This is a genomic window from Billgrantia endophytica (genome assembly GCF_002879615.1).
Lineage (GTDB): Bacteria > Pseudomonadota > Gammaproteobacteria > Pseudomonadales > Halomonadaceae > Halomonas > Halomonas endophytica.
This window is the reverse complement of the sequence record NZ_PNRF01000029.1, coordinates 1-24,680: the sequence shown is the minus strand read 5'-3', so window position 1 is coordinate 24,680 and position 24,680 is coordinate 1. Positions and strand designations below refer to the sequence as shown.

Genomic DNA, 24,680 nt, shown 5'->3' with positions numbered 1-24,680 from the left:
CATGAGCATCAAGCGATTCGTGGGAGCCAATAGCCGTGATGCCATGCGCCAGGTGCGTGAAACGCTGGGGGATGAGGCATTGATCCTGGCCAACCGTCGCGTCGACGATGGGGTCGAGATTCTGGCCATGGCCGAATCGGCGACGCCGGACAGAAGCAGCACCGCGACCATCAGCCCGCCAACCGTACCGGCTTTCTCTCCGCCACCTTCCGGGCGAGGGGCCGCAAGCGCGTTCGAGGCCATGAGCGAGAAATTGCTCGAGGAGATGCGCGACATGCGTGCGTTGCTGTCCCGCGAGCAGGTCCAGCGCGACAGCCGAAGAGAGCCGGCGGGCGGCCTGCGTGAGCAGTTGCAGGAAGTGCTGCTGGACGCTGGCTTCGGCCAGGAGTTGGCCAAGGAGGTCGTCTCGGCCCTGCCGGAGGAACTGGCCGGTCCGGGGGCGGTGGATGATCGCGCCATGTCCTGGCTGCAGCGTCAATTGTCGAAGCGCCTGGCAGGGCTCGATGACGAAGCCGCTTTCATGGAGCGTACCGGCATCGTGGCGCTGATCGGCCCCACCGGCATCGGCAAGACCACCACCACGGCGAAACTGGCGGCGCGCTATGTGATGCGCCACGGCACGCGCCCCGTCGCGCTGGTGACCACCGACAGCTTCCGTATCGGTGCCCATGAGCAACTGCGGATCTATTCCAGATTACTGGACGTTCCCATGTATGCACTCAACGCCGACCAGCCGGTGACCGACCTGCTGGAGCGCATGCAGGGCAAGTCCTGGGTCATCATCGATACGGTTGGCATGAGCCAGCGTGATCATCGTGTCATCGAGCAGGTGGCTCACCTGCGTGGCGGAGCGTCTCCCGTCCGGCTGGTCTTGCTGCTCAACGCCGCCAGCCAACCGGAAACCCTGGAAGAGGTGGTGATTCGCTATCGTCAGGCCGCACGGGCTGCCGGTGGCGAACTGCTCGATTGCATCATCACCAAACAGGATGAGGCCGGCCGCCTGGCACCGGTGCTGGATATCATCATGCGCCATGGGCTACGCCTGCTTTTCGTTTCCCATGGTCAGCGAGTGCCGGAGGACATGTCGGTTGCCGATCGGACGGCGCTGATTGGCCAGGCACTGGAGTCACGGGTGCCGAGGGGAGAGCCGGCATCGAGGACGATGGCTGTCGAAACCCCGAGCCGCTCGCCGAACCTGCTGGGCCAAGGGCGGCGGCTTGCGACGACGCTGCAGGCGTTACGACAGCGCCTGGCGGGGTTCGAGCAGTTGGAGGCCGTCTGGGACTTGCTCGGGTTGCCTGAAACGGTTCAGCAACATCGGCTCGATGCCATGCTTTCCGCCTATCCCGCGAACGGGCAGGCGCTGGGCATGCAGTGGAGCGTTCGCAGCCGGGTGAAGGGTGAGTGCTGGTCGATGCCGGACATTGCCCTGGCTTCGGATGGAACCTGGCTGGCGCTACCCTTGTTGCAGCACCGGCAGGTGGCTGGCCATCAGGCTCGACTGGAAGCCGCGCTGCGGCAGTTGTCTGTCAATGTCCATCTCTTGACCGGGCTGCCCGATGGTGAGGCGTGCCGCTGGCTGGAGCAGCAGGAACTGACCTGGTGCAGCCAGGTTCGGGGCAGTCAGCGGGTCGAACATGCCAATGAAAGGCAGGTGATGTCGGCCCTGGCTCCCATTGCCGAGTCATTGGGTGACGTTACCTGCCGTTTCCGTGGTACGCCGGCCCGCCTGGCATTGGCCACGCTGCCGGTGCTATTGGCGGTCAGGGGCGGCAAGGGCGACAGCGATGCCCTGGCCGTACAGGCATGGTTTGGTGAGGTAAGAGACATGGAGAGCGGCCGGGCCCTGGCAAAACGCTACTGGGTGGCGCCGGCCCGGCTGGGCCAGGATGCGATGGCCCTCTTTCTCTCTCAATTGCAGAGTGATGGGTTGCCACAGTTGACCCGGCGTGCCTGGCAGCGTCTCGACCCTCGGGAGCTCGGGGACGTTCGGCCCGATGTGCGCCTGCTGATGGCCAGCGGCCTGGCCACGGTGGCCGCACACCTGGATCTGGCCGATGACGAATCGGCCATGGACCTGCGCGCGGAACTGCTCGGCCTGACAGGCGGCCGGCGGCGTCGCCGTGATGTGGCTCTGCTCGAGGCGCTTGCACGGCTCTTTATGGTCAGGGATGCCATACGGCATCTTGGTCTTGGTGAACGGGAGAAGGGCTAGATGGGGATGGATCAGGCTTCCGGCCTTCGCCAGTGGGCATCGAACATGTCGGCACCATCGGATGCTGACTGTCCGCTGCATGTGGCGCAGGCGCTGCTCGAGCTGGCCTCGAAGGGCCGGCCTGCGTCGAGACGCCCCGCCCGGCCCGGGGCACCAGGGCTTGCCGAGCCCCGCCGGGGCGATGCGGTGACGCTGATGGTTCTGGGCTTGCCCGGCAGCGGCATGCGTCATGGCCAGAGAGTGACCGAGTTGCTCACCCTATGGTCACGGCAGGGCAGGCAATGGGTAGGCGACCCCGCCGCCTGGCGAATCGTACCCCTGGCAGCCAATGATCCCAATATACCGGCGCTGGTTTCTCAACAGGCGCGCTGGGCACTTTGGGTGGACAGCGACCTCGAGGCGTTTCGCCGCGCCTATCGGGTTCTCAAGCAGATAGCGGAATGGGGTGGCCCGCGCCGCCTGTTGGTGGTTCATCCACCCAGGGTGGGGCGCGAGGGGCTGTTGGGCAATCTGCGCGCGGCGGCGAGCCTGATGGGCATCGACCTGGTGGTGCTGGCACGATGAAGACGCATGCGAGAGGGTGGGGCGGTGTCGGGCTTGTTCTGATGGGGGCTTTGATGAGTTCGCTGGCCCTGGCTGCCGGCAGCTGGGTAGCCACCGCGCCATCGGTTCAGGTGGCCATGGTGGACCGCCCGACGCGATCGGCCCTTCTGGTTCCGCCGTCACCCGAGCTTGCGCGCGGTCAGGCCATCGGTCAGGTCAGTTGGCGGTTTCAGCCGCCGACAGGTGGTGAAGTCGATGCCTGGCTCTGTCATGTGGCTGGCTGCGTACCGTTGCCGGGTCCACGGGGACAGACAGCGGCGCTGAAAGGGATGCCGGCGGACTCGCCCCTGCACTTTCAGTTCACGCTGCGGGGCCACGGTCAGCGTGTCATGACATTGCAGGGCCTGCAGGTCATCGTGAATCATGACCATAAGAGATACCGTTGAACCAGCCGGGACCCGTTGAGCGAATCAGTACCCTTTGAATTGGGCTGTCAGCAGCGAGAAGAATGGCATGTACACAGCACGAGGCAAGATCGATCAGGGGGACATGCTGGAGGAGTACCTCCCGCAGGTGAGGCGCCAGGCGCTTTCCCTCCAGGTTCGTCTACCAGCCAGTATCGAGCTGGACGACCTTATCCAGGCCGGCACCGTCGGGCTTCTTGAAGCCATGGGACGCTTCGATGCGACCCAGGGGGCGAGTTTCGCCACCTTTGCCAGTCAGCGTATCCGGGGCGCGATGCTCGATGAGCTACGCAGCCGTGACTGGCTGCCACGTAGTGTAAGGCGCAATGCCAGAGCGGTGGACGAAGCCGTTCGGCGGCTGGACCAGCACCTCGGGCGGCCCGCGGAAGAGCATGAAATCGCTGCCGAGCTGGATATGGACATGAGCACCTACCGGCAGTTGCTCAATGACACCAACAGCGGCCATCTCTTGCCGTTCGAGGCGTTGCTCACCGAAGGGATGGAACCGGGCATTGTCGATGCCACTGCCGATACACCCTACAAGCAGCTCATCGATCAGCAGAAGCGCCAGCAACTGGTGGACGGCATCGAAGCCTTGCCCGAGCGGGAAAAATTGCTGATGGCCCTCTATTACCAGGAAGAATTGAACCTCAAGGAGATTGGAGTCGTCCTGGGGGTCACCGAATCCCGGGTGTGCCAGCTGCACAGCCAGGCGGTCAGCCGTCTCCGTGCCCGGCTGGCCGACCAGGACGACGATTAAAGTTTCTGCCCGGCCGGCCGATATCTAACCGATAGACTGACTCGACGCCCCGTATCCATGGAGCCTGTATGAATCCTTCAACCATCATCGGCATGTTCGCCAGCACCGTGCTGTTGGTCAGCGTGCTTTTCTTTACCGCCGAGTCGCCACATAGCTTCATGAATCTGCCCGGGCTTGCCATCGTGTTGGCCGGTACCATGGCGTCGACTTTCATCAGCTACCCCCTCAAGGAAGTGCTCAGGGTCGTACGGCTGGTGGGTCTGGTTTTTCGCCGGGAGAACACCTACACCCGCGATGACATCAAGGAACTGGTCGATATTTCCCGGCTGTGGTTCAAAGGGGACGTCAGGGCGGTGGAGGAAGCCCTGGAACATGCCCGCAATCCTTTCCTGCGTACCGGTATCCAACTGGTTATCGCCAATACCAAGGAAGACGAGATCTTCGATCTCCTGCGCTGGCGCATCGCGCGCCTGAAGGCTCGAGAGCATGCCGAGGCCCAGATCTTTCGCACCATGGCGACCTATGCTCCAGCCTTCGGCATGATCGGCACACTGGTGGGGCTGGTCAACATGCTGGAAGTCATGGAGTCGGGCGAACTTCATGTCATTGGTCCACGCATGGCGGTGGCCCTGCTGACGACCTTCTATGGCATTCTGCTGGCCAACCTGGTCTTCAAGCCCATTGCCGTAAAGCTGGAGCGGCGCACGGAAGAGCGTTTGATTGCCATGAACATGGTGCTCGAGGGCATTTCCCTGATCACCAAGCGCCGCCTGCCTTCCTTTATCGAGGAGACGCTCAATTCCTTCGTCGCCAATTATCACGATGAGATTCGTGATCCGGTCATGAATGGCCGTGCGGCCCGCGAGGCAGGGAAGGGGCAGAATGCTTGATCGCAACACGCGTCATACCCTGCAGCCGGTAGCGGGCAACGATGATGATAGCGAAGGGTGGCTGATAAGTTATCTCGATGTGCTGACGTTGCTCATCACGTTGTTCGTGCTGCTGTTATCCCTGGCCGGCAACGGGATGGCACCCTTTGGCAGCCAGCACGGTGGTGAAGCCAGCCGGATGGTAACCCCGGAAGCCCAGGTGGCGGCTCTGGTCGTGGCCGGGCGATTGTCGCCCGGCCTCCAGCCGCGCCATGATGGCCTCCAGCCGCGCTTTGCGGGGCTCAATATCGAGGGCGTCAGCGTGGCCGAAGGGCAGCAAGGCATCACGCTACGCATCGACGACAACCTGTTGTTTGCCAGTGGTCAGGCCGAGCTGACCCCTCAGGGCAGAGAGGTGGTCGGCAGCCTGCGCGAGATTCTGGACGCTTTCGACGGCGAGATCTCCGTGGAAGGCCACACGGACAGTATTCCCATTTCGACCGCCAGGTTTCCTTCCAACTGGGAGCTCTCTTCGGCTCGTGCCATCGCGGTGCTGCGCTACCTCGATGAGATAGGGGTAGCCCCGGGGCGGTTGCGTGCGGTGGGCTATGCCGAGACCCGTCCCCTGGAGAGCAACGAAACGGCAGAGGGCCGTGCTTCCAATCGCCGCGTGGAGCTGCTGCTGCGCCAGGAGCCGGGCATGGCATCACGATCCTCGCTCTAGCCAATGCCGCTGGGCTTGACCGGCTGCATCGCCATTGGTTGGCAGAACCGCACGAGATGAGACGCGATGGATAGCCAGGACGAACAACCGCGCCAGCGCTGGTCGACCTTGAAGGCCGCGACGCTTTACGGCGTAGTGGTGCTCTGCCTGCTGGCCGCGATGGTCTGGACGCTACGGGATCACCGTCATCGTGAGCTGGACGCAGCGCGTGACAATACCCTGGCGCAAGCCGAGCTGATAGCGGAATGGGCGAGCGGAGCCTTCGCTCGTATCGACGACACCCTGAGCGGTCTGGCCGACTTGTACGCCCTCTCCTTGAATGGCGAGGGAGACGAGCGACTTGCCATCCATTTCGAAACCCTGGCTTCCCTGCGTCGACAGAACCTTCCGTTCCTGGATGCCATCGGCATCATCGATCCCGCCGGGCAAACGCTCTACTCCATGGGAAACCCCGGCTTCCCCGGCGAGGAGCCCGAGGAAAGGGCCTTCATTCACCGTTTTCTCCAGGTTCAAGAGCCGATGCGTTCTGACGTGTACTGGTCCCCCGGGGAGGACGAGCACCGCATGCTTTACCTGCGACGTATGTTCGATGCCGAGGGCCGTGTCATCGGTGTGGCAGCGGCGCGCCTGGATCTCTTCTTCTTTACCCATGCCCTGGAGAGCATCCCGCTCGGAGAAGGGCATGGCATTGCTTTTCTTGATGACGACATGCGCCTCATCGCCCGGCGGCCAGGTGTGCCAGACGTGCCGGCAACCAGGGCCCTGGGCATGCGAGTCGAGTCGCCCGAGGTGGCCGAGCGCATTCGTGACCCCCGCAGCCAGTCAGTCACTGTCGTCTCGCCGCTGGACGGCAGCCGCCGCATCGTTGGCATCGGTCGGGTCGAGGGTTTGCCGTTTGCGGCCATGTTCGGCCATGAGGTCGACCATGTACTGGCCGATTGTCGCCAGCGAGCGGTGTTGTTGTCCCTGGGGTGGCTGTCGGTTTCACTGCTGGGGTTGCTGATCCTGGTCCACTACCTGCGGCTTGCCCGTACGGAAGCCGACCTGCAGAAGAGTGAGAAGACGCTTCGCGATATCAACCAGTCACTCGAGGCCGAACTCCGTATTGCCGCCATGGCGTTCGAGACCCATCTTGGAATGTTCATTACCGACGCGACCGGAACCATCCGCAAGGTCAACGGCACCTTCGAACGGATCACCGGCTATAGCGCCAAAGAGGTCCTGGGCAGGAACCCGAGGCTGCTGAATTCCGGCCGCCACGATGCCGGTTTCTACCGGAACATGTGGTCGCGCATACAGACCCAGGGCAGCTGGCAGGGCGAGGTCTGGAACCGGCGCAAGAATGGCGACACCTATCCCCAGTGGGTCACCATCAGCGCCGTGAAAGGGGACGATGGCAACGTCAGCCACTATGTCGCCACCCTCAGTGACATGACCCATCGCAAGGAGGCCGAGCGGGAAGCCCATCGACTGGCTTTCTATGATCCCCTGACAGGGTTGCCGAATCGCCGCATGCTGCTCGACCGGGTAGGCCAGGTGGTCGAGTCGGGCCGCTGTCGCGAGCGGCGGGGAGCCTTGCTGTTCATCGACCTGGATGGTTTCAAGCACATCAATGACAGCCTGGGACATCAGAAGGGGGATGAATTGCTGCAGCTGGTGGCGACTCGGATCGTGGAGACGGGCCGCGAGACCGATCTGGTGGCTCGACTGGGTGGCGATGAATTCGTCGTCCTGGCGCAGGGCATGGGGGCTACCATCGATGAAGCTTCGCAGGTGGCGGAGCGCCTTGCCAATAAGCTGCTGGGGTCTCTGGCAGAGCCATGCTGGCTTGGGGCCCATCGGTACCTGCTGTCAGGAAGCATTGGCATCGCGTTGCTGGATAGGGGCACCCGGAGTGTGGAAGAGTGTCTCCAGCAGGCCGAGATGGCGATGTATCAGGCCAAGCAGGCGGGGCGTAACACGCTGCGTTTCTTTGATCCCGACATGCAGGCGATCGCCGTCCGGCGTGCCATGCTCGAAACCGATCTGCGGCAGGCGGTGAAGCGCAATCAACTACGCCTCTTCTATCAGGTACAGGTGGACGCCTCGGCCAAGGTGACGGGGGTGGAGGCGCTGCTGCGCTGGGAACATCCGGAACATGGCATGGTGCCGCCAAGCGACTTCATCCCGGTGGCGGAGGAGGGTTACCTGATCGTTGTCATCGGCGGCTGGGTCCTCGAGACCGCCTGTCGGCAATTGGCAGCCTGGGCCGGTGATCCCGTTACCGCCGACTGGACCATGGCCGTCAATATCAGCCCGTTGCAGTTCCAGCAGCCGGATTTCGTTGCCGGCCTGGAAGCGATACTTGCCGCTACCGGGGCACGACCGCGGCAATTGAAGCTGGAGTTGACCGAAACGCTGTTCATGAAGGAGCCGGAAACCGTCCGCGACACCATGTGTCGATTGAAGACGATGGGTATCCGCTTTTCCCTGGACGATTTCGGTACCGGATACTCATCGCTTGCCTACCTGAATCGCCTGCCGCTGGATCAGCTCAAGATCGATCAGTCATTCGTGCGGACTCTGTTCGAGGATGCGGCGAATGCGGTGATTTCCGCCTCGATCATCGACCTGGGGCGCAACCTGGGTCTCGAGGTCATCGCCGAAGGGGTGGAAACCCAGGCGCATCGTGACTGGCTGGCGGACCACGGCTGCCATGCCTACCAGGGGTATTTCTATTCCCGGCCGCTGCCAGCCGCGCAACTCATGGAGTTGCTCGAGTCCTCCGGCTCGTTGATGGCTGGCCCCAACGCCGGCTAGCCACCGATCCGCCCCAGCAGCAGGAACTCGATCAGCGCCTTCTGGGCATGGAGACGGTTCCCCGCCTCTTGCCAGACCACGGCACGAGGATCGTCGAGCAGGGTTTCACTGATCTCCTCGCCGCGATGAGCCGGCAGGCAATGCAGGAACAGAACATCGGGCCTGGCGCGGTCGAGCAGGGCTTCGTTGACCTGGAAACCGGCGAAGTCGGCTTCCCGCCTGGCCTGCTCTTTCTCCTGGCCCATGGAGGCCCAGACATCCGTTGTCACCAGGTCGGCGCCGGCCATGGCCCGTTGCGGATCATGGGACAGCGTTATCCGGTCCCCCGCGGCTTCCATGATGTCCCGGCGTGGCTCATAGCCCTCCGGGCAGCAGATATGCAGTTGGAAGTCGAACTGGAGCGCGGCATTGATCCAGGAGTGACACATGTTGTTGCCGTCACCGACCCACACGGCGGTGCGGCCTTTCACGCTGCCGCGCAGCTCCGTCCAGGTCATGATGTCGGCCAGCAACTGGCAGGGATGGTAGTCGTCCGAGAGCGCATTGATCACCGGTACGCTGCTGGCGGCGGCGAAGGCTTCCAGCCCTTCGTGGGAGAAGGTGCGGATCATGACGGCGTCTACCATTTCCGACAGCACGCGAGCGGTATCCTCGATGGGTTCGCCGCGTCCCAGCTGGGTATCGCGCGGGGAGAGGAACAGGGCATGACCGCCGAACTGCGCCATGGCGGTCTCGAAAGAGACACGGGTGCGGGTCGACGATTTCTCGAAGATCATCGCCAGGGTGCGGTTGGTGAACGGCGAATAGGTGGGCCCCTGGGCCAGCAGGCGGTTCTTGATCGTGATGGCGCGTTGGATCAGGTAATGCAGCTCTTCCGGGCTAAGGTCCAGCAGGGTCAGGAAATGGCGTGTCGCCATGATGATCTCTCCGCGCGAAAAACCCCCATCCTAGCCAGCCCACGGGGGATGCGCAATGTGCTCGGCATCAGTAGAATGTGTGCCATGAGCAATGGCTGAGCGTCGTACTTGGGTATTCATCGGCGCCATCGGCATCCAAGTGACCCAACGGGGAGCACATATGAGCACCACTATCGAGAACATTGAGCGTCAGATCGGCGAGAACCCTATTCTCATCTACATGAAGGGGACGCCCCAATTGCCCCAGTGCGGCTTCTCAGCGCAGACCGTGCAGGCGCTGATGGCTTGCGGCGAGCGCTTCGCCTTCGTCAATATCCTGGACAACCCGGACATTCGCGCCGAGCTGCCCAAGTATGCCAACTGGCCCACCTTCCCGCAGCTGTGGGTCGAGGGAGAACTGGTCGGTGGCTGTGACATCGTGGGCGAGATGCATCAGAGTGGCGAGCTGGAAACGCTGATCAAGGCGGCAGCGGCCCGCGCCAAGGAGCAGGAAGGGCAGGGTGGTGACGCCTGAAGCCCGCCAGGTTGGAATCAGGGCCCGTGAGTTGCACACTCACGGGCCTTTTTCTTTTTCACCAAGGCGCCGTAGTGACACTGAGCCGAGAGTGGCGGGCTCGGGTCAGTCCTCTTCCAGCCCCTGTTCCCGCTGTGCCAGGCCCCAGCCACCGAGATCCTTGTAGCGATTGACGATGGCGCAGAACAGCTCGGCGGTGCGCTCGGTATCATAGCGTGCCGAGTGCGCTTCCTGGTTGTCGAAGGGGATGCCGGCGGCCCGGCAGGCACGCGCCAACACCGTCTGGCCGTAGACGAGACCGGAGAGGCTGGCGGTATCGAAACTGGAAAAGGGGTGGAACGGGTTGCGCTTGATGCCGCAACGGGCGACCGCCGAGTTGAGGAAGCCGTGATCGAAGGCGGCATTGTGGCCCACGAGGATGGCGCGGGTGCAGCCGTGGGACTTTATCGCCTTGCGCACCGGGCGGAAGATCTCCCCCAGGGCTTCGGCTTCGCTCAAGGCAACGCGCTGGCGCAGCGGATCACCGAGGTTGATGCCGGTGAAGTCGAGCGCCGACTGTTCCACGTTGGCGCCCGTGAAGGGCTGCACATGGAAGGAATAGGTGGCATCCGGCATCAGGTTGCCTTCGGGGTCCATGGTCAGCGTCACGGCGGCGATCTCGAGTATTGCATCTCGTTCGGCGTTGAAGCCCCCGGTTTCCAGGTCCACCACCACGGGTAGAAAACTACGGAATCGCTGGGCCATCAACTCGCGGGCGATCGCCTCGCTCATGCGCCTCTCCTTATCGTGAGCATCTTATTCCTTGAGGTAAGGCTCGAAGCCGTGCCGACAGGCAACCCGCCGCGGCCAGGCCGTCCGTCGAATTCGCGAAAGTCTAGCAGTTTGGCGCTCGCACGTCCCGCCGCCGGTATTCGTCGGGCAGCAGCCACGCTATACTTGGCGGCTTGTGACGCTTACCAGAGAGGAGCCCCGAATGTCCGATGTCAAGAAGGTCGTGCTCGCCTATTCCGGCGGCCTGGACACATCCGTCATCGTCAAGTGGTTGCAGGAAACCTACAGCTGCGAGGTCGTGACCTTCACCGCCGACATCGGTCAGGGCGAGGAAGTCGAGCCGGCACGAGCCAAGGCCGAGGCCCTGGGTGTCAAGGAAATCTACATCGAGGACCTGCGTGAGGAGTTCGTGCGCGACTACGTCTACCCGATGTTCCGCGCCAACACCATCTACGAAGGCGAATACCTGCTGGGTACCTCCATCGCACGTCCGCTGATCGCACGTCGCCTGATCGAGATCGCCAACGAGACCGGCGCCGACGCCATCTCCCATGGTGCGACAGGCAAGGGCAACGACCAGGTGCGCTTCGAGCTGGGTGCCTATGCGCTCAAGCCCGGCGTCAAGGTAATCGCCCCTTGGCGCGAATGGGATCTCACCTCCCGCGAGAAGCTGATGGCCTATTGCGAGCAGCACGACATCCCCGTCGATTTCTCCAAGAGCAAGAAGAAGTCGCCGTACTCCATGGATGCCAACCTGCTCCACATCTCCTACGAGGGTGGCATCCTCGAGGACCCCTGGGCCGAGGCCGAGGAGGACATGTGGCGCTGGAGCGTGTCGCCGGAGGCAGCGCCGGACCAGCCCACCTATGTGGAGCTGACCTACGAGAAAGGTGACATCGTCGCGCTCGATGGCAAGGCGATGAAGCCCCACGACGTGCTCGAAACCCTCAACACGCTGGGTGGCGACAACGGGATCGGCCGGCTCGATATCGTCGAGAACCGCTATGTGGGCATGAAGTCCCGCGGCTGCTACGAGACGCCCGGTGGCACCATCATGCTCAAGGCCCATCGCGCCATCGAGTCGATCACCCTGGATCGGGAAGAAGCCCACCTGAAGGACGAGCTGATGCCCAAGTACGCCAAGGTGATCTACAACGGTTACTGGTGGAGCCCCGAGCGTCGTATGCTCCAGGCCGCCATCGACGAGACCCAGAAGAACGTATCCGGGGTGGTGCGCCTCAAGCTCTACAAGGGCAGCGCCACCGTGGTCGGCCGCAAGTCCGAACAGTCGCTGTTCGACGAATCCATCGCCACCTTCGAGGACGATGCCGGGGCCTACAACCAGAAGGATGCCGAGGGCTTCATCAAGCTCAACGCCCTGCGCCTGCGGATAGCCGCCGGCAAGGGCCGCCAGCAGGATTGAACCGCAGCGATCGCCGCGGTCGCGAACTGACGTTCCCTCCTCCAGCGTGCTTTTCGGACGTCGGAAGGCACCACTGCAGGAGGGCGGAGCCAGGACCAGACAATGCTGAAAAAACTCTTCTCCGGCTTGTTCAGGGGCAGTGACGACAAGCCCAAGGGTGCCCCGGCCGCCGAGGCCGTCGAGTACAAGGGCTACCAGATCGTTTCCGAACCGGCCGATCAGGGCGGCCAGTACCGGGTCAGCGGCTGGATTCGCAAGCCGGCCGCGGATGGGGGCGATGGACACCTGGACCACCGCTTCGAGCGTTCCGACCTGGTGCCCGGCCGCGAGGCGTGCGACCAGTTGATGGTGAGCAAGGCCCAGCGCTACATCGACCAGGTCGGCGACGAGATGTTCAAGCCGCGCTGATCGTCGTGCCAGGCAATCGACGGCGCCCAACCGGGCGCCGTCGATTTCCGTGGCTGCCGTACTCCCTTTGCGTAAGTGTCGTGGCGGTACCGTCTCGCTACACTTCGGGTATTCGTGAACTGCGGTTCAAGCTGACCTGGAGACGCCATGCGCCTGCTGCACCGTGCCTCGCCCTGGCGTGAACTCTTTGCCGCCGATAACCTGCCCGACCCCGCCAGCTTGCCGTCATTGCTGAGCCCCTTGCGCGATGCGTTGATTGAATTGGGTCCTGAACCCGGCCTGGCGGAGGCGCATGCCTGGCAAACCATTCTCGTGGAAGCGTTGAGCCGACTCGATCTGCCCGCCTGGCGTATCAGTCAACTCATCAGCGACCATAACGAGCTGCTCTATCGCCGTGCCATTCAGCTCTCTCTCAATGAAATGCAGGGTCAGGGCTGGGGAACCCCGCCAGCGGCATTCTGCGTGTTGACGCTGGGGTCCGGTGCGCGCCATGAGAGCCTGCTGGCACCGGATCAGGACAATGCCATGATCATTGCCGACTACCCGGATCGCCGGCATACCGAAATCGATGGATTCTTCCAGTCCCTGGGTGAGCGCTTCACGAGCCGGTTGGATGAGGCGGGTATCCCGCTGTGCAACGGGCACGTCATGGCACGCTGGCCGATGTGGCGAAAGCGGCTCTCCGAATGGTGTGAGCAGCTCTCTCTCTGGACGGCCGACCGGCGGGTCAAGCGTGTGCAGCAAAGCAATATCCTGCTCGACTTCCACCCCGTCCATGGTGATGCCGGGTTGGCCGGGTCATTGGCCGATCATGTGCAACGGTCGATGCCACGGGCCGGGTTGTTCCTTGACGAGATGGCCACGCTGCTCGATGAACTACCGGTTGCGCTGGATCGTTTTGGCCGGCTTTCCGGTGACGGTGAGGGAGCGCCCCACGAGGATGCGTTGAACCTCAAGCGACAGGGCGTGCTGCCCCTGGTCAATGCCGTGCGCCTGCTGTCGCTGCGTCACGGTGTTCGTCCGCCGGACACGCGCCTGCGGCTGGCGGCACTGGTGCTGAAGGAGGGGCTCGCCGCCAGCCAGGCGCGACGCCTGACAGCCGTGCTCGAGCGTTTTCAGGAGAGGCTGCTGCAGGCTCAGCAAGCCAGTCTCAAGGCGGGTGCCATTCCCGATGGATGGATCGACCTGTCTCGTCTCGATACGGATGAGCGCCTGCTGCTCCGTCAGGACATGCAGGCCATCCGCAGTCTGATCCGATTGGCACAGGCCTCGGTCTGACCACGGCTGGCGCGACGAGCGTTCCCGTCCCTGGGCACGCCGCCTGGCTGGTTCAGAAGGTTTCCCAATCCTCTTCGAGCTCGCGGCTGGCTTGTTGCCGCTTCGCCAGGCGCTTCGGCTCGGAGGGCGAACCGGCCGAAGCCGAAGCGGGCAGGGCGAGAGCGGGGCGCGTCCCCTCATGCGCGATCAATGGTTGATCATGACGTTCCTCTCCCAGCACGAAGGACGCCATCAGCTCATCCAGGCGACGAGCATTGTCCCGCATGGTAGCGGCGAGGCCGGCATTCTGGTTGACCATGGATGCATTCTGCTGGGTCATCATGTCCATTTCCGCCACGGCGGTATTGACCTGCTCGATGCCGGACGTCTGCTCCCGGGCGCCCGCCGTGATTTCGCTGATCACGTCCGAGACCTGAATGACGCTCTGGCGGAGCTCCTGTATTCGATTGGCCACACCCTGAACGATCTGGCTGCCTTCCTGGGTGTGTTTCACCGAGGTATCGATCAGGCCACGAATGTCCTTGGCCGCATCGGCGGAGCGGCTGGCCAGGTTGCGGACCTCTTGCGCCACCACCGCAAAGCCACGGCCGTGCTCACCGGCGCGGGCCGCTTCCACGGAAGCGTTCAGTGCCAGAATGTTGGTCTGGAAGGCGATCGAGTCGATCAGGCCGATGATATTGCTGATCTTGTTGGCGGATTCGTCAATGGCGGCCATCTTGGCCTGCATTTCCGTCATGGCGTCGCTGCCACGCTCGGCAACCCCGGCGGCATTGGTGGCCAGGCTGTTGGCCTGTTCGGATGCCTGGGCGGTGTGAGCCACGGTGGAATGGATTTCCTCCATGGAAGCCGACGTTTCCTGAAGATTGGCGGCTGCCTGCTCGGTCCGTGACGACAGCTCCTGAGTGCCGTCGGCCATGTCGCTGGCGCCGGCCAGAACGGTACGCGCACTGCCGCGCACTTCCTGCAAGGTGTGCTGCATGCGCTCGACGAAGCCGTTGAACTGGATGGCCAGCTCACCCACTTCGTCATGGCTATGGGCTGTCAGGCGACGGGTCAGGTCGCCCTTGCCCTGCGCAATGTCCGCCATGGCGTGTGCAGTCTGCTTGATGGGGGCCAGGGCCTTGCGGGCCGCGAGGCCAGCGATGGCCAGCAGCACGACCAGGGTCACGACACCGGCGAGCAGCAGCGAGACGAGCAGGTTGCTGGTGACGGTGGTAAAGATCGTATTGGGCACGGCGGCGGCCAGCGCCCAGCCGTCGGTCCCCGGGATCGGGCTCCATATCATGGTCACGCCGCCCTCGAGGGGGGACACGGCCTGGCCCATGCCGGCTTCGCCTTCCAGGATGCGCCGGCCCAGTGCATTGGCGCCCTGGTAGCCTGCCTGATCCGCTTCGGTGACATTCAGTGCCATGCGGATATCGGGGTCGGGGTGGGCGACGATCATGCCGGTGCTGTCGACCATGTAGCCGTAGCTGCCTTCGCCGACATTGATGGCAGAGGTGATATCGGACACGGCGGCCATTGACAGCGTGATACCCAGCAACCCGATCCGGTTCCCCCTGCTGTCAAAGATCGTTTCGGCAATGATGGCGGTTGGCTGCCCGCTGACGAGCGAGAGCACCGGGTCGGCCAGCAGCCGGTCGGAGGTGCCGTTCGTGACGAGGGCTTGGAAGTAGCCTCGACCGGAGATATCCGCCCTGGCGCCGGTATGGGTCATGGTATCGCCGCTGGCATCGGCGAAATAGAAAGACTCGATGGTGGCGTCGCCGGGGTGGCGGCTGGCCAGCCAGTCCAGGTGTGCTTCCGCCGGCACCGAATCGGCTAGCCGTTCGTCCTTGGCAAGGCCAGTCAGGAACATGCGGTAGCCTTCGATCCAGCGACCCACTTCGCTGGCCCGGGCCTCGACCTGCCTGGCGCTGGTGCTTTCCAGCATCGGTGGGATGGCACCGTTGAGCTGGGTATTGACGATCAGGCCGAGTGCGATGAACGCCACCAGCAAGGGAATGCCGATGGCTCCGAGCAGTTTCTGTGTCAGTGTCAAACGGGACAGTGCTTTCATCGTCTTGATCTCTATGTTGGGCTCTCTATGGCAGATGCGGGTGTCTTCCGACTCCCAGGCATGGCGCGGGCTCGGCGGCCGGCTGCAAGAGACCGGTCGCCCCGGCCGCAGCCGAGCGATGGGAAGCTGGAAGGTGTCTTGTCGTTATGGAACGGCGGGAGTGGGAGTGAGCGCTGCTGCTTGTGCCCTTGTGATCATCGGCAGTGGCACGAACGGCGTTAGGAACGAGGGGTGGGGCGGAAGCGGGCGTTGTCATGGTATTGGCGGGCGCTAGAGCGTATGGGCCATGATCGCCGCCGCCGCGTTGGTGGCTTCCTGGTAGATTCCCAGCAGGGTCGGGTTCAGCGCTGCGAGCTCTTCCTTCAGGACGATACGGCGTTCGACCCGCTTTACCAGGTGGAGGATCGTTCCGAGCGGGCCGGTTTCATGCAGCACCCCCATGCGGATGGCGTCGCTGACGCCCATGTGCTGCAGAAAATCGGCGGGTTCGATGCCCAGCAGCAGATCCGTGCCGGACAGCAGCCCGGCAAGATACCCCTCTTCCGCCTGCCTGGCGCTGCCGTGCTGCCGTTCCGCCAGCAGTTCACATGCCTTGGCGCGTGTCAGCACCAGGTTGGCATGTTCCAGGCGGCTGGTTTCGAGCAGGCCCAGGAGGATGACCCAGCGCTTCAGGTTGTCGAGCCCCAGGCGGGCAATGGCTTCCCGGATCGAACCGATGGTGCCTGCCCCTTGGTAGAAAGGGCTGTTCGCTATCCTGACCAGCTTGCAGGAAAGCTCCGGGTCGTTCGAGATGATGCGGCTTATGTGGGCCATATCGGGCTCAGGCTGATACAGCGTGCCGATCAAGCGAGCCGACCGCAGGGAGGAGGGCGTCGGTTTCTGGCCATGAATGAGCGTGGGCCTGGCGAAATAGTAGCCTTGAAAGAGGTCGAAACCTGCCTCTACATAGGCATCGCGTTCGTTCTCGTTCTCTATGCGCTCTGCCAGCCACATCACGTCCAGGTGCTGGAGCGTCGCCCTCTGGCGCATTGCCCGTTCCACGCTGGTGGTCGATATGTCCACCTTGATGATGGAAGCGAATGGCAACAGGGGGGCCCAGTGAGGGGAGAACTGATAGTCGTCCAGGGCGAAGCGAAATCCCTGGCGGTGCCAGTGCCCGATGCAGTCGAGGATCTCGGCGGTGGGTTCGATGCGTTCAACCAGCTCGATGACCACCTTCTCCGGTGGCACGGGAAGAAAGGCGCGGGAGAGCAGGAAGTCGGCGGAGACATTGATGAAGGCCGGCGCGCGGAAATGCTCCATCTGCTGGGTTATGCCGGCGCAGAGGTTGTAGAGCAGCTCGGTGGTGGCCCGGTATTCTCCCACTTCCAGGGCACCCTGCTGCCTGTCGTTGCGGTATAACAGTTCGACCCCACGAATACGTTGCCCGCGGTCGAAGATTGGCTGGGAGGCAAGCAGGGTGCTTTCGTTACCTCGCATCATTTTAGGGATCTCCAGCGTTGGCGAATCATTGACGAGCCCATCGCTCACTCTCCGCTCAGTCGCCGGCGCCCTTTCGACCCTGCTTTCCGAAGTGCCTCGTACTGCTGGATATCGTGGTATGCAACGTTACCAACGCTGCCAGTGCTTGCATATCTGGATGCTCCTTCCCGCGACGTTTGCGGCTTCGAGCTGCTATCCTTTGCAGCAGACACATAGCGGCTTGGCCAGATGGTGGCCGGATCGACGCCGATCGCCTCCGCGATGATCCGCTCCCCCTTCGGCCAGCGTCGGTCGAGCGCCACGGAAAGCGTGGTGGCGTGCTTGTAGCCGTAATGGGTTGCCAGCTTGCGAAGCGTCCACCCGGCCTTGCGCACCGCCGCTACGATGTCGGCGCGATGCCAGTCCTGCAGGGCTGGTTTTTTTGAGGTCTCGTTTTCATTCATGTGAGAACTGTAGTGCTCAATAGAGCTCTATTGCAACCCTTTAGAGAGCTTTTGTCAATTTTTGTTTCTCTATTGTGGTTGTTAAAGAGAAATATTTAGTCATGTCAATGGTTGGATCATCTATGACGGGTCAAGGCTTGGAAAATGCAAAGACCGGTGTCGAGGAGTGGAGCATCGATGCGTTCAGCGGCCGGCTCAGGCGGGCCATGGTGGACAGGACGCCATACTCCATTCAGAAGCAGACGGGCATTGCGCAAAGTCTTGTCAGTAAATACTTGAAAGGGCAGTCGACTCCAGGGGTGGACAAGCTGGTGTTACTGGCAAATACGCTGGGTGTCTCGGTGGCGTGGCTGGCGGCGGGCGTGGGCCCGGTCGATGAGACGCCGCCCGGGCTCCGCCCGGTCGGGAAGGAACCCGGGCGCAAGGAGGGAACGCGCAGGTGCCCCGTGGCCGACCGCTGGCGAACGGCCGCATCACGGGGGGCTTCCCGGCCGGCAGAGGCGTTGACGCCCGAGTTCTATGCCGTGCTTGCCGCACCGCTGATCCACCACACCAGCGCGGCCGAGGAGCGCAAGGCGGTGATGCGCCTGACACTGGAAATCCTGGAGGCCATTACCGGCAACGATCGCGATATCCTGAACAGGATGACGGAGGAGGACCTGGAACACCTGGTTCGCATCGCCGCGCGGCTCAGCGTGATCACGGCGGAGATAGAAGAGGGGGGCGGCAAGGAGCGGTAATCGCTTCGCCCGACTTTTCTCGCGCTGCCGTATCGCCGGCCTCGTCGGTCGTCAATCGCCGACTTTTTGCACAAAACCTGGCTCGCGGCCGTCCATGGCACTGGGCAGTTCCATCACCAGGCAGGCACCCTGAAGCTGGGGCGCATCCTCTACCCATAGCCGGCCGCCAAGATGTGACACGATGCCCCGGCTGATCGGAAGTCCCAGGCCGCTACCTCTGGGGCGTCCCTTGGCCTTGCCGGCGTTTCCGCTGAATCGCTTGATCTGATGAAACTTCTCGAAGACGCGTTCGCGCTCGTCCCCGGCGATACCCGGGCCGTTATCCTCGACGCTCAGGCGGAAGTGTCGCTTATGGGGGGCGAGGTGCAGACGAACCCTGGGGTCGTCGTCATCGGCGAACTTGCCGGCATTGTCGAGCAGGTTGATGATCACCTGCTCCAGGCGGTCCGGGTCGCCGATGACAGGTGCCTCGTCGACATCGATATCGACCACCAGGGTGACGCCGCGATCTTCCTGGAGACGATGAACCGCATCCACGCTATGACGAGCGAGTGCCACCAGATCGAGCTTCTGGGGGGTCAAGGTGAGTCGCCCGCTTTCGAGACGTGCCAGGTCGAGAATCTCTTCGATCAATCGGGAGAGGCGCTGACTTTCCAGCACGACCACCTCGAGAAAATGGATGCGCTTCTCTTCCGGCAGGTCCTTGCCATCGCGCAGGATCTCGGCAAACGCACGTATCGAGGTGAGAGGTGTCCTCAACTCATGGCTCACCATGGCCACGAACTCGTCCTTGAGCCTGTCCAGTTCGCGTAGTCGTTCGTTGGCCGCGCGCAGTTCCTCGCCGATTCGCGCCAGCTCATTGGATTTCTGCTCGAGCCGCCGATTGTATTCCAGGGTCTGGGAAGTGGTATCGAGAATACTCAGGATCGATTCCAGGTCCAGGGCTTCACCACGTACCACCGAATTGATCAGCACCCTGGCCGAGGCGCTTCCCAGCGCCCCCGACAGGGCCTGTTCCGCCCGGGCAATCAGAGATGGCGGCGCGGGGTCGGCATCGGCCAGGCTGCCATTGCCCTGGTCGCTCAAGATCCTGGCGGTGGCGACGGCGCCCAGGTAACGGCTGAGCAGGCTGCGCAGTTCGCCGCAGGTGGTCTGGCCGCGCCAGAGTGGCGTGTGCTGCAGCCCCGGGTTCATGGCATTGGTAAACAGGGCCGCCTGGGTCTGTTCCAGGGGAGTCTGGCGGGTGAACAGCGACACGCCGACCAGGATGCCGACGTTGGCCAGCAGGCTCCACAGCAGTGAATGGGTATAGATGTCCCAACCCTCGAGACCGAACAGCGCATAAGGGCGCAGCCACTCGATGCCCCAGGGACCCAGGGTCAGGAAGTCGGCGTCGAGCCAACCGGACTGGGCGAAGCCCGGCAGCAACAAGGTGTACACCCAGATCAGGAAGCCGGCAATGAGGCCCAGGCTGGCACCGACCCGGGTGGCGCCCCGCCAGTACATGCCGATCAGCATGGCGGGCGCGAACTGGGCGGCGGCGGCGAAGGAGACCAGACCGATGGTTACCAGGCTGTAGGAGTCACCGATCAGCGCATGATACAGGTAGCCCAGCAGCAGGATCAGCACGATGGCGATACGGCGAATGCCCAGCAGCCAGCCCGCCAGTTCCCCCTGGGAGCTCAGGTGCAGGCGCTTCGAGCGCAGCAGCAGCGGCATGATCAGCTGGTTGCTGACCATGGTGGAAAGGGCGATGGTCTCGACGATCACCATGCCGGTGGCCGCGGAGAGCCCGCCGATGAAAACCAGGAGCGGGATGCCTTCCAGCCCCGCAGAAAGGGGAAGCGTCAGGACGAAGCTGTCGGGATCATGATTGCCGATCGGCAGCAGCAGGCCGGCCATGGCAATGGGGATCACGAACAGGTTGATGGCGACCAGATAGAGCGGAAAAAGCCAGCTGGCGCGCTTGAGATGGCGTTCGTCCACGTTCTCGACCACCAGCACCTGGAACTGGCGTGGCAGGGTAAGGAAGGCAAGGAAAGCCAGCACCAGGGTGCCGACCCAACCCGTGGCCCCACCCGGAACCGCATCCAGCCCCAGGGCGCCAACCAGCTGCGGACTATCGGCGACCTGGCTGAAGAGATCCACCGGGCCATTGAACAGCACGAAGACCACGAACACGCCAATGGTGAGGAACGCGACCAGCTTGACCAGCGATTCGAAGGCAATGGCGGCCACCATGCCCTCGTGGCGTTCGCTGGCATCCAGGTGTCGGGTGCCGAAGAGAATGATGAAGACTGCCAGCACCAGCGCCACCCAGAATGACTTGTCGACCCAGAAGCTCTCTTCGGCCAGACGCAGCTCGGCGGCCTCGGGATAGTTGACCAGCACCGCATGGCTGAGCGTGATGGCCTTGAGCTGCAGGGCGATATAGGGGGTAATGCCGATCAAGGCGATCAGGGCGACGAGAGCGCCGAGACTCGAACTCTTGCCATAGCGCGCACTGATGAAGTCGGCGATTGACGTGATGCGCTGGGTACTGGCGATACGCACCATCTTGCGGATCATGAAGGGGGCCATGAGCATGGCCAGGGTCGGGCCCAGGTAGATCAGCAGGAAACTGGGGCCGAACTCGGCGGCGCGCCCGACGCTGCCGTAGAAGGTCCAGGCGGTACAGTAGACGGCGATGGACAGGGCATAAACCGTGGGCGAGCCGATGATGGAGCGGCCCTGCTCGGCACGTCGGTCGCCCCAGGCAGCGATCACGAACAGCAGGGCCAGGTAGCCGAAGGCAACCGTCAGCACCACCGCATCGGTTCTCATTGCGTCAGCCGTCCTCTCGCTGGTGCTCCATCAGCCAGGCTCCCAGCGCAATCACCAGACCCCAGACCACGAACAGGTAGAGCGGCAGCCAGGAGGCGCCCGCCTCGGGTGGGCGATCGAAGATCAGGACCAGCGGCGGCGAAAAGACCAGGGTCGCAAGGGCGATGAGGGCGATGAGACGCGCATGGTGTCTGGGGGCGCTCAAGTGCAGGCATCCTCCTTGTCGAAAGCACTGGCCTGAAGCGCCAATGCCTGCTCCAGGGTCTCGATGCCACGCGCCTCTAGCCGCGGGAGGAGTGCCAGCCACAGCTCGGCCGTCACCCTGGCATCCCCCAGCGCGGTATGGCGTGTGCCGGGAGGGAATGACAGATCATAGCGTTCCGCCAGGGTATCCAGGTCATGCCCATCCAGGCTTTCATCGAGGGCCCGGGAAATCAGCAGCGTATCCAGCACGGGCATGTCGAAGGTGACGCTGGCGCCGGGAGGTTGCAGGGCCAGCAGGTCGAAGGCGGCGTTATGGGCCAGTACGACGGCATCACCGATATAGTCGCGGAAACGCGGCAGCATGACCGGCAGGGGAGGCGCCCCGGCAACGTCACTGTCGGTGAGGCCATGAATGGTGGTGCTGGCGGGGGGAATCGGCCTGCACGGATCCACTCGCACATCGAAGACCTCGCTTGCCAGCAGTCGTGCATTGACGATACGACAGGCACCGATGCTGATCACCGTATCGCCCCGACGCAGCTCCAGGCCGGTGGTTTCGGTGTCGAAGGCGACGACCTCCAGGGCACGCAGGGGACAGCGTGCCAGTTCGGTATCCGGTGGCGGCAGGTCGGCGATGCCGAAGTCATGAAATTCCGGCCGCGGCGGGGTCTGGATGCGTGGCGCGCCGACCCGTTCCACGGAGGGTAGCGGTAACCGCAAGCGCGCATGCCGGCCATCCGAATCGGCCAGGCTCCAGGCATCGCTGGCGTGCTGGCGGAGCAGGTCACCCACTCGCGGCGATAACGGTAGGGTGTCAAGCCGTTGTTCGCTCCAAGCCGCCAGCTCATGCTGGGAGAGCGGTACGCCGGGCCAGACCAGGTCGAGATAGACGCGCCGATTCCCCAGAAGCATCTCGCCTTCGAAGGAGGGGGTGCCGGCGTGTGCCGCCAGGCGTTCCAGAAGGGATTCCAGCAGTGCCAGCAGCGCCGGAGCATCACCCTTGAACCAGGCTGGCATGCCGATGGGAAGAACCATGACGGAATTGTCCCTGAGCCGCTCGTTCAATGATTGCCACAGGTCGTTGGACCATAGCGGTACCAGGCGTTCCCCCTGTTGCTGCATGTCCTCGATGAGTGTGCCGAGGCTTTCGATGCCCTGGCCCAGCAAGCGGCTCTCTTCGTCGATCACCGCCTCGAGTCGATCCCGGAGACGGTCGTCGAGCCGCCCCGCGTGTCGTGCACTGCTCAGCGCCTCGGCGGCACTGCTCAGGCTGGCACCGTGGCGGCGCAACGGGGGCAGCATGTCCGCCAGCCCGGCCCTGGCACCCATCTCGCTGGTCCAGGCGGCCGTGGCATCGGTCAGGGTCAGCAGGGTTTCACCATTACTGTTCGGTACCCGGCGCAACACGACGTGAAGCCAGCGTTCGTTACAGGGAATCAGCAGCTCACGGGGAGAACCGTTATCAGGCAACTGGCTCAAGGCATCCTGAAGGCTCGACACCGGCAGCAGCGTATCCAGCCGCTTTCCGAGCCCCAGGCCGGGATGATCCTCGAACAGTGTCTCGGCCGCCTGGTTGAACAGCAGGAGGCGTCGGTGATGATCACTGAGCAACAGCGGTGTATCGAGCACCTGCAGCAGGGTTTCGAGCTCCTGGCGGATGCGTGCCGCACTTCGGGCGCCTTCGGCGTGGGCGGTGGCCAGGCGCTGACGGTCGCCGCGCCAGGCTTCGCGCACCCGCATCAGGTCGGGGCCGAGGCCACGCAGCCAGCCTTCGGGGGGATAATCCTCCCGGGCATCCGGGTTGGCGACGAGTCGTGCGAGCTGCACCTGCAGGTGTCGCAAGGGGGTGAACAGCATGCGTTCGAGCAGCAGGCCCACCAGGAAGATGGTGCCGCCACCGGAGAAGCAGCCCAGCCACAGGACCAGGCGAGCCAATCCTTGAGGCTGGAACAGGCTATCCAGCCAGGCGGCGAAGATGGCCCCGCCAAGGAGACTGATACCGCTAAGCAGCAGCCATAGGCCGATCAGACGCTGGCGCCTGGGCAGTTTGCGCCCGATCATCACGCATCCTCGGCCAGCAGGGACTTGACCTTTTCGACCAGTGCCTGGGTGGAGAACGGCTTGGTGACGTAGTCGTCGGCACCCAGGGCCAGCCCCTTTTCACGTTCCACTTCCCGGCCGTGGGCGGTCAGCATGATGATGGGAAGCCGGGCATGCCGTGGGTCGTTGCGCAACTGCTCGAGTACATCGAAGCCGCTGATGCCGGGCAGGCTGATATCCAGCAGGATCAGGTCGGGTGGAGCATCCGCGACTCGAGCCAGGGCGCCTTCGCCATCTTCGGCGGTGACGACATCGAAGCCGGCCTGCTGCATCAGGAATTCCAGCGACAGTACGATGTTGGGTTCATCGTCTACCACCAGCACCTTGGCCATGGGTTACTCCTTTATCCAGGGTTTTTTATGCGTTGTTGCTGGTCAGTCTAGTGGGCGCGGCAAGGCGGGCAAAGACGACCTTGGCAGGAGATGGCAAGCCGGCGCGGCAATTTCGTGTCAGCGCGACGGCTCGCGTCGTGCGGTGGAGCAGGGTGGCGAGTGCCCGATCGATTGCCTCGTTGGGCTAGCGGCTTTCATCGCCATTTTCCGGCTTGCGGAATTTCGGGCCGAAAGGACCAAGCCACAGCCAGACCTGAAGAACCACCAGCACGGGCAGCAACCAGGCCGGCGCTCCGGTGGTCGACGCCAGGACATGGAATATCAGGTAGGCGGTAAGGCCGGCGATCAGGCCCACGACAGGAAACATGAAAGGACGCTCGTAGCCCGGCCGTCGAGTCAGCCGGAACAGGGACCCGGTGAAAGCGCCGAACGTTGTCGCCATGGCGAGGGGAAGCAGAATGTCTTGCATGGAAGCCTCGCTGTTCTGCAAGCAGGTTTGCCGTTGCAGGCAGCGTAACGTGTTCGCCATTGCGAGGACATTAAGACCTTGGACTACGGTCGGTCTGAAAAATGTCTGCAGCGGTTTTTCCACCCCTGTCGGAGCGCCCGGTTCGACGCCTCGGCGAAGGCCGCTGTGCTGGCGGTTATCGCCAACGAAGGGCAACCCCGCGGTCGCGAGCTGAAGCTGGCTCCTACAGCTGTTTTTTCCACCCTGTTGGAGCGCCGCTTCGCGTCGCGACTGGCGCCGCAGGCGCCTCGGCGAAGGCCGCTGTGCTGGCGGTTATCGCCAACGAAGGGCAACCCCGCGGTCG

Annotated in this window: 22 protein-coding genes; 12 read left to right on the top strand and 10 right to left on the bottom strand. The window is 63.3% G+C overall.

Translation table 11 applies throughout. The features are described from left to right. Position 1: 1 nt before the first annotated feature. The 7 genes from flhF (at position 2) to C1H69_RS14845 (ending at position 8,374) form a co-directional block, all read left to right on the top strand. The gene (gene flhF / locus C1H69_RS14875; RefSeq protein ID WP_102654176.1) at positions 2-2,215 is read left to right on the top strand and encodes a flagellar biosynthesis GTPase FlhF; all 2,214 of its coding nucleotides are present in this window, start codon (positions 2-4) and stop codon (positions 2,213-2,215) included. Continuing rightward, positions 2,216-2,779 carry a hypothetical protein gene (locus C1H69_RS23620; RefSeq protein WP_102654175.1) on the top strand — a complete coding sequence of 188 codons (564 nt, stop codon included), beginning with the start codon at positions 2,216-2,218 and terminating at the stop codon, positions 2,777-2,779. A 53-nt stretch (positions 2,780-2,832) separates the two neighbouring features. Further along, a complete protein-coding gene (locus tag C1H69_RS14865; protein WP_165789495.1) occupies positions 2,833-3,204 on the top strand; it encodes a flagellar protein FlhE in 372 nt (123 codons plus the stop codon). A 67-nt stretch (positions 3,205-3,271) separates the two neighbouring features. Continuing rightward, positions 3,272-3,982, top strand: coding sequence for an RNA polymerase sigma factor FliA (locus C1H69_RS14860; RefSeq protein ID WP_102654173.1), 711 nt, complete (start codon positions 3,272-3,274; stop codon positions 3,980-3,982). A 68-nt stretch (positions 3,983-4,050) separates the two neighbouring features. Next, positions 4,051-4,872: a motility protein A gene (locus tag C1H69_RS14855; protein WP_102654172.1), complete on the top strand. Its 822-nt coding sequence runs from the start codon at positions 4,051-4,053 to the stop codon at positions 4,870-4,872. After that, the gene (locus tag C1H69_RS14850; RefSeq protein WP_102654171.1) at positions 4,865-5,575 is read left to right on the top strand and encodes an OmpA/MotB family protein; all 711 of its coding nucleotides are present in this window, start codon (positions 4,865-4,867) and stop codon (positions 5,573-5,575) included. The genes C1H69_RS14855 and C1H69_RS14850 overlap by 8 nt, the downstream gene beginning before the upstream one ends. A 66-nt stretch (positions 5,576-5,641) precedes the next feature. Further along, positions 5,642-8,374 (top strand): bifunctional diguanylate cyclase/phosphodiesterase, encoded by a 2,733-nt coding sequence (locus C1H69_RS14845; protein ID WP_102654170.1) that lies wholly within the window; start codon positions 5,642-5,644, stop codon positions 8,372-8,374. Here C1H69_RS14845 and argF read toward each other — a convergent pair. Then, positions 8,371-9,291, bottom strand: coding sequence for an ornithine carbamoyltransferase (gene argF, locus C1H69_RS14840; protein WP_102654169.1), 921 nt, complete (start codon positions 9,289-9,291; stop codon positions 8,371-8,373). The two genes, C1H69_RS14845 and argF, sit on opposite strands and share 4 nt — an antisense overlap. 160 nt (positions 9,292-9,451) lie before the next feature. Here argF and grxD point away from each other — a divergent pair, with 160 nt between their 5' ends. Continuing rightward, complete coding sequence (grxD, locus tag C1H69_RS14835) at positions 9,452-9,805, top strand: Grx4 family monothiol glutaredoxin (RefSeq protein WP_102654184.1); 354 nt, start codon at positions 9,452-9,454, stop codon at positions 9,803-9,805. 105 nt (positions 9,806-9,910) lie between these two features. Here grxD and rnt read toward each other — a convergent pair whose 3' ends face one another. After that, a complete protein-coding gene (gene rnt / locus C1H69_RS14830) occupies positions 9,911-10,576 on the bottom strand; it encodes a ribonuclease T (protein ID WP_102654168.1) in 666 nt (221 codons plus the stop codon). Positions 10,577-10,778: 202 nt separating this feature from the next. Between rnt and C1H69_RS14825 the strand changes: the two genes are divergently transcribed. The 3 genes from C1H69_RS14825 (at position 10,779) to C1H69_RS14815 (ending at position 13,685) form a co-directional block, all read left to right on the top strand. After that, entirely contained in the window at positions 10,779-11,999 is a 1,221-nt protein-coding gene (locus tag C1H69_RS14825) for an argininosuccinate synthase (protein ID WP_102654167.1), read from the top strand. Positions 12,000-12,101: 102 nt separating this feature from the next. Beyond that, positions 12,102-12,407, top strand: coding sequence for an HlyU family transcriptional regulator (locus C1H69_RS14820; RefSeq protein ID WP_102654166.1), 306 nt, complete (start codon positions 12,102-12,104; stop codon positions 12,405-12,407). A 147-nt stretch (positions 12,408-12,554) separates the two neighbouring features. After that, positions 12,555-13,685: a DUF294 nucleotidyltransferase-like domain-containing protein gene (locus C1H69_RS14815; protein WP_102654165.1), complete on the top strand. Its 1,131-nt coding sequence runs from the start codon at positions 12,555-12,557 to the stop codon at positions 13,683-13,685. 52 nt (positions 13,686-13,737) lie between these two features. On the opposite strand, the gene C1H69_RS14810 is transcribed toward C1H69_RS14815, so the two are convergent. The 3 genes from C1H69_RS14810 to C1H69_RS14800 all read right to left on the bottom strand — a co-directional run bounded on the left by C1H69_RS14810 (position 13,738) and on the right by C1H69_RS14800 (position 17,669). Beyond that, positions 13,738-15,744, bottom strand: a complete 2,007-nt coding sequence (locus tag C1H69_RS14810) for a methyl-accepting chemotaxis protein (RefSeq protein ID WP_102654164.1) — start codon at positions 15,742-15,744, stop codon at positions 13,738-13,740. A gap of 270 nt (positions 15,745-16,014) precedes the next feature. Next, complete coding sequence (locus C1H69_RS14805; RefSeq protein WP_102654163.1) at positions 16,015-17,226, bottom strand: EAL and HDOD domain-containing protein; 1,212 nt, start codon at positions 17,224-17,226, stop codon at positions 16,015-16,017. Positions 17,227-17,270: 44 nt separating this feature from the next. Further along, positions 17,271-17,669, bottom strand: coding sequence for a helix-turn-helix domain-containing protein (locus C1H69_RS14800; RefSeq protein WP_102654162.1), 399 nt, complete (start codon positions 17,667-17,669; stop codon positions 17,271-17,273). Positions 17,670-17,806: 137 nt separating this feature from the next. Between C1H69_RS14800 and C1H69_RS14795 the strand changes: the two genes are divergently transcribed. Next, complete coding sequence (locus C1H69_RS14795; protein ID WP_165789494.1) at positions 17,807-18,409, top strand: helix-turn-helix domain-containing protein; 603 nt, start codon at positions 17,807-17,809, stop codon at positions 18,407-18,409. 51 nt (positions 18,410-18,460) lie between these two features. On the opposite strand, the gene C1H69_RS14790 is transcribed toward C1H69_RS14795, so the two are convergent. From C1H69_RS14790 to C1H69_RS14770, 5 genes are all read right to left on the bottom strand, one after another. Further along, the gene (locus C1H69_RS14790) at positions 18,461-21,232 is read right to left on the bottom strand and encodes a sensor histidine kinase (protein WP_102654160.1); all 2,772 of its coding nucleotides are present in this window, start codon (positions 21,230-21,232) and stop codon (positions 18,461-18,463) included. Positions 21,233-21,236: 4 nt separating this feature from the next. After that, complete coding sequence (locus C1H69_RS14785; RefSeq protein WP_240609964.1) at positions 21,237-21,437, bottom strand: hypothetical protein; 201 nt, start codon at positions 21,435-21,437, stop codon at positions 21,237-21,239. Beyond that, complete coding sequence (locus C1H69_RS14780) at positions 21,434-23,497, bottom strand: 3'-5' exonuclease (RefSeq protein ID WP_102654159.1); 2,064 nt, start codon at positions 23,495-23,497, stop codon at positions 21,434-21,436. The genes C1H69_RS14785 and C1H69_RS14780 overlap by 4 nt, the downstream gene beginning before the upstream one ends. Further along, positions 23,497-23,868 carry a response regulator transcription factor gene (locus C1H69_RS14775; protein ID WP_102654158.1) on the bottom strand — a complete coding sequence of 124 codons (372 nt, stop codon included), beginning with the start codon at positions 23,866-23,868 and terminating at the stop codon, positions 23,497-23,499. Before C1H69_RS14775 ends, C1H69_RS14780 begins: the two co-directional genes overlap by 1 nt. Positions 23,869-24,052: 184 nt before the next feature. Continuing rightward, the gene (locus tag C1H69_RS14770; protein ID WP_102654157.1) at positions 24,053-24,337 is read right to left on the bottom strand and encodes a hypothetical protein; all 285 of its coding nucleotides are present in this window, start codon (positions 24,335-24,337) and stop codon (positions 24,053-24,055) included. Positions 24,338-24,680: the final 343 nt, after the last annotated feature.

What these genes read in the sequence shown, in the direction of transcription:
- flhF (WP_102654176.1), top strand. Translation starts at nt 2, where the DNA reads ATGAGCATCAAGCGATTCGTGGGAGCCAATAGCCGTGATGCCATGCGC.
- C1H69_RS23620 (WP_102654175.1), top strand. Translation starts at nt 2,216, where the DNA reads ATGGGGATGGATCAGGCTTCCGGCCTTCGCCAGTGGGCATCGAACATG.
- C1H69_RS14865 (WP_165789495.1), top strand. Translation starts at nt 2,833, where the DNA reads ATGAGTTCGCTGGCCCTGGCTGCCGGCAGCTGGGTAGCCACCGCGCCA.
- C1H69_RS14860 (WP_102654173.1), top strand. Translation starts at nt 3,272, where the DNA reads ATGTACACAGCACGAGGCAAGATCGATCAGGGGGACATGCTGGAGGAG.
- C1H69_RS14855 (WP_102654172.1), top strand. Translation starts at nt 4,051, where the DNA reads ATGAATCCTTCAACCATCATCGGCATGTTCGCCAGCACCGTGCTGTTG.
- C1H69_RS14850 (WP_102654171.1), top strand. Translation starts at nt 4,865, where the DNA reads ATGCTTGATCGCAACACGCGTCATACCCTGCAGCCGGTAGCGGGCAAC.
- C1H69_RS14845 (WP_102654170.1), top strand. Translation starts at nt 5,642, where the DNA reads ATGGATAGCCAGGACGAACAACCGCGCCAGCGCTGGTCGACCTTGAAG.
- argF (WP_102654169.1), bottom strand. Translation starts at nt 9,291, where the DNA reads ATGGCGACACGCCATTTCCTGACCCTGCTGGACCTTAGCCCGGAAGAG.
- grxD (WP_102654184.1), top strand. Translation starts at nt 9,452, where the DNA reads ATGAGCACCACTATCGAGAACATTGAGCGTCAGATCGGCGAGAACCCT.
- rnt (WP_102654168.1), bottom strand. Translation starts at nt 10,576, where the DNA reads ATGAGCGAGGCGATCGCCCGCGAGTTGATGGCCCAGCGATTCCGTAGT.
- C1H69_RS14825 (WP_102654167.1), top strand. Translation starts at nt 10,779, where the DNA reads ATGTCCGATGTCAAGAAGGTCGTGCTCGCCTATTCCGGCGGCCTGGAC.
- C1H69_RS14820 (WP_102654166.1), top strand. Translation starts at nt 12,102, where the DNA reads ATGCTGAAAAAACTCTTCTCCGGCTTGTTCAGGGGCAGTGACGACAAG.
- C1H69_RS14815 (WP_102654165.1), top strand. Translation starts at nt 12,555, where the DNA reads ATGCGCCTGCTGCACCGTGCCTCGCCCTGGCGTGAACTCTTTGCCGCC.
- C1H69_RS14810 (WP_102654164.1), bottom strand. Translation starts at nt 15,744, where the DNA reads ATGAAAGCACTGTCCCGTTTGACACTGACACAGAAACTGCTCGGAGCC.
- C1H69_RS14805 (WP_102654163.1), bottom strand. Translation starts at nt 17,226, where the DNA reads ATGATGCGAGGTAACGAAAGCACCCTGCTTGCCTCCCAGCCAATCTTC.
- C1H69_RS14800 (WP_102654162.1), bottom strand. Translation starts at nt 17,669, where the DNA reads ATGAATGAAAACGAGACCTCAAAAAAACCAGCCCTGCAGGACTGGCAT.
- C1H69_RS14790 (WP_102654160.1), bottom strand. Translation starts at nt 21,232, where the DNA reads ATGAGAACCGATGCGGTGGTGCTGACGGTTGCCTTCGGCTACCTGGCC.
- C1H69_RS14780 (WP_102654159.1), bottom strand. Translation starts at nt 23,497, where the DNA reads ATGATCGGGCGCAAACTGCCCAGGCGCCAGCGTCTGATCGGCCTATGG.
- C1H69_RS14775 (WP_102654158.1), bottom strand. Translation starts at nt 23,868, where the DNA reads ATGGCCAAGGTGCTGGTGGTAGACGATGAACCCAACATCGTACTGTCG.
- C1H69_RS14770 (WP_102654157.1), bottom strand. Translation starts at nt 24,337, where the DNA reads ATGCAAGACATTCTGCTTCCCCTCGCCATGGCGACAACGTTCGGCGCT.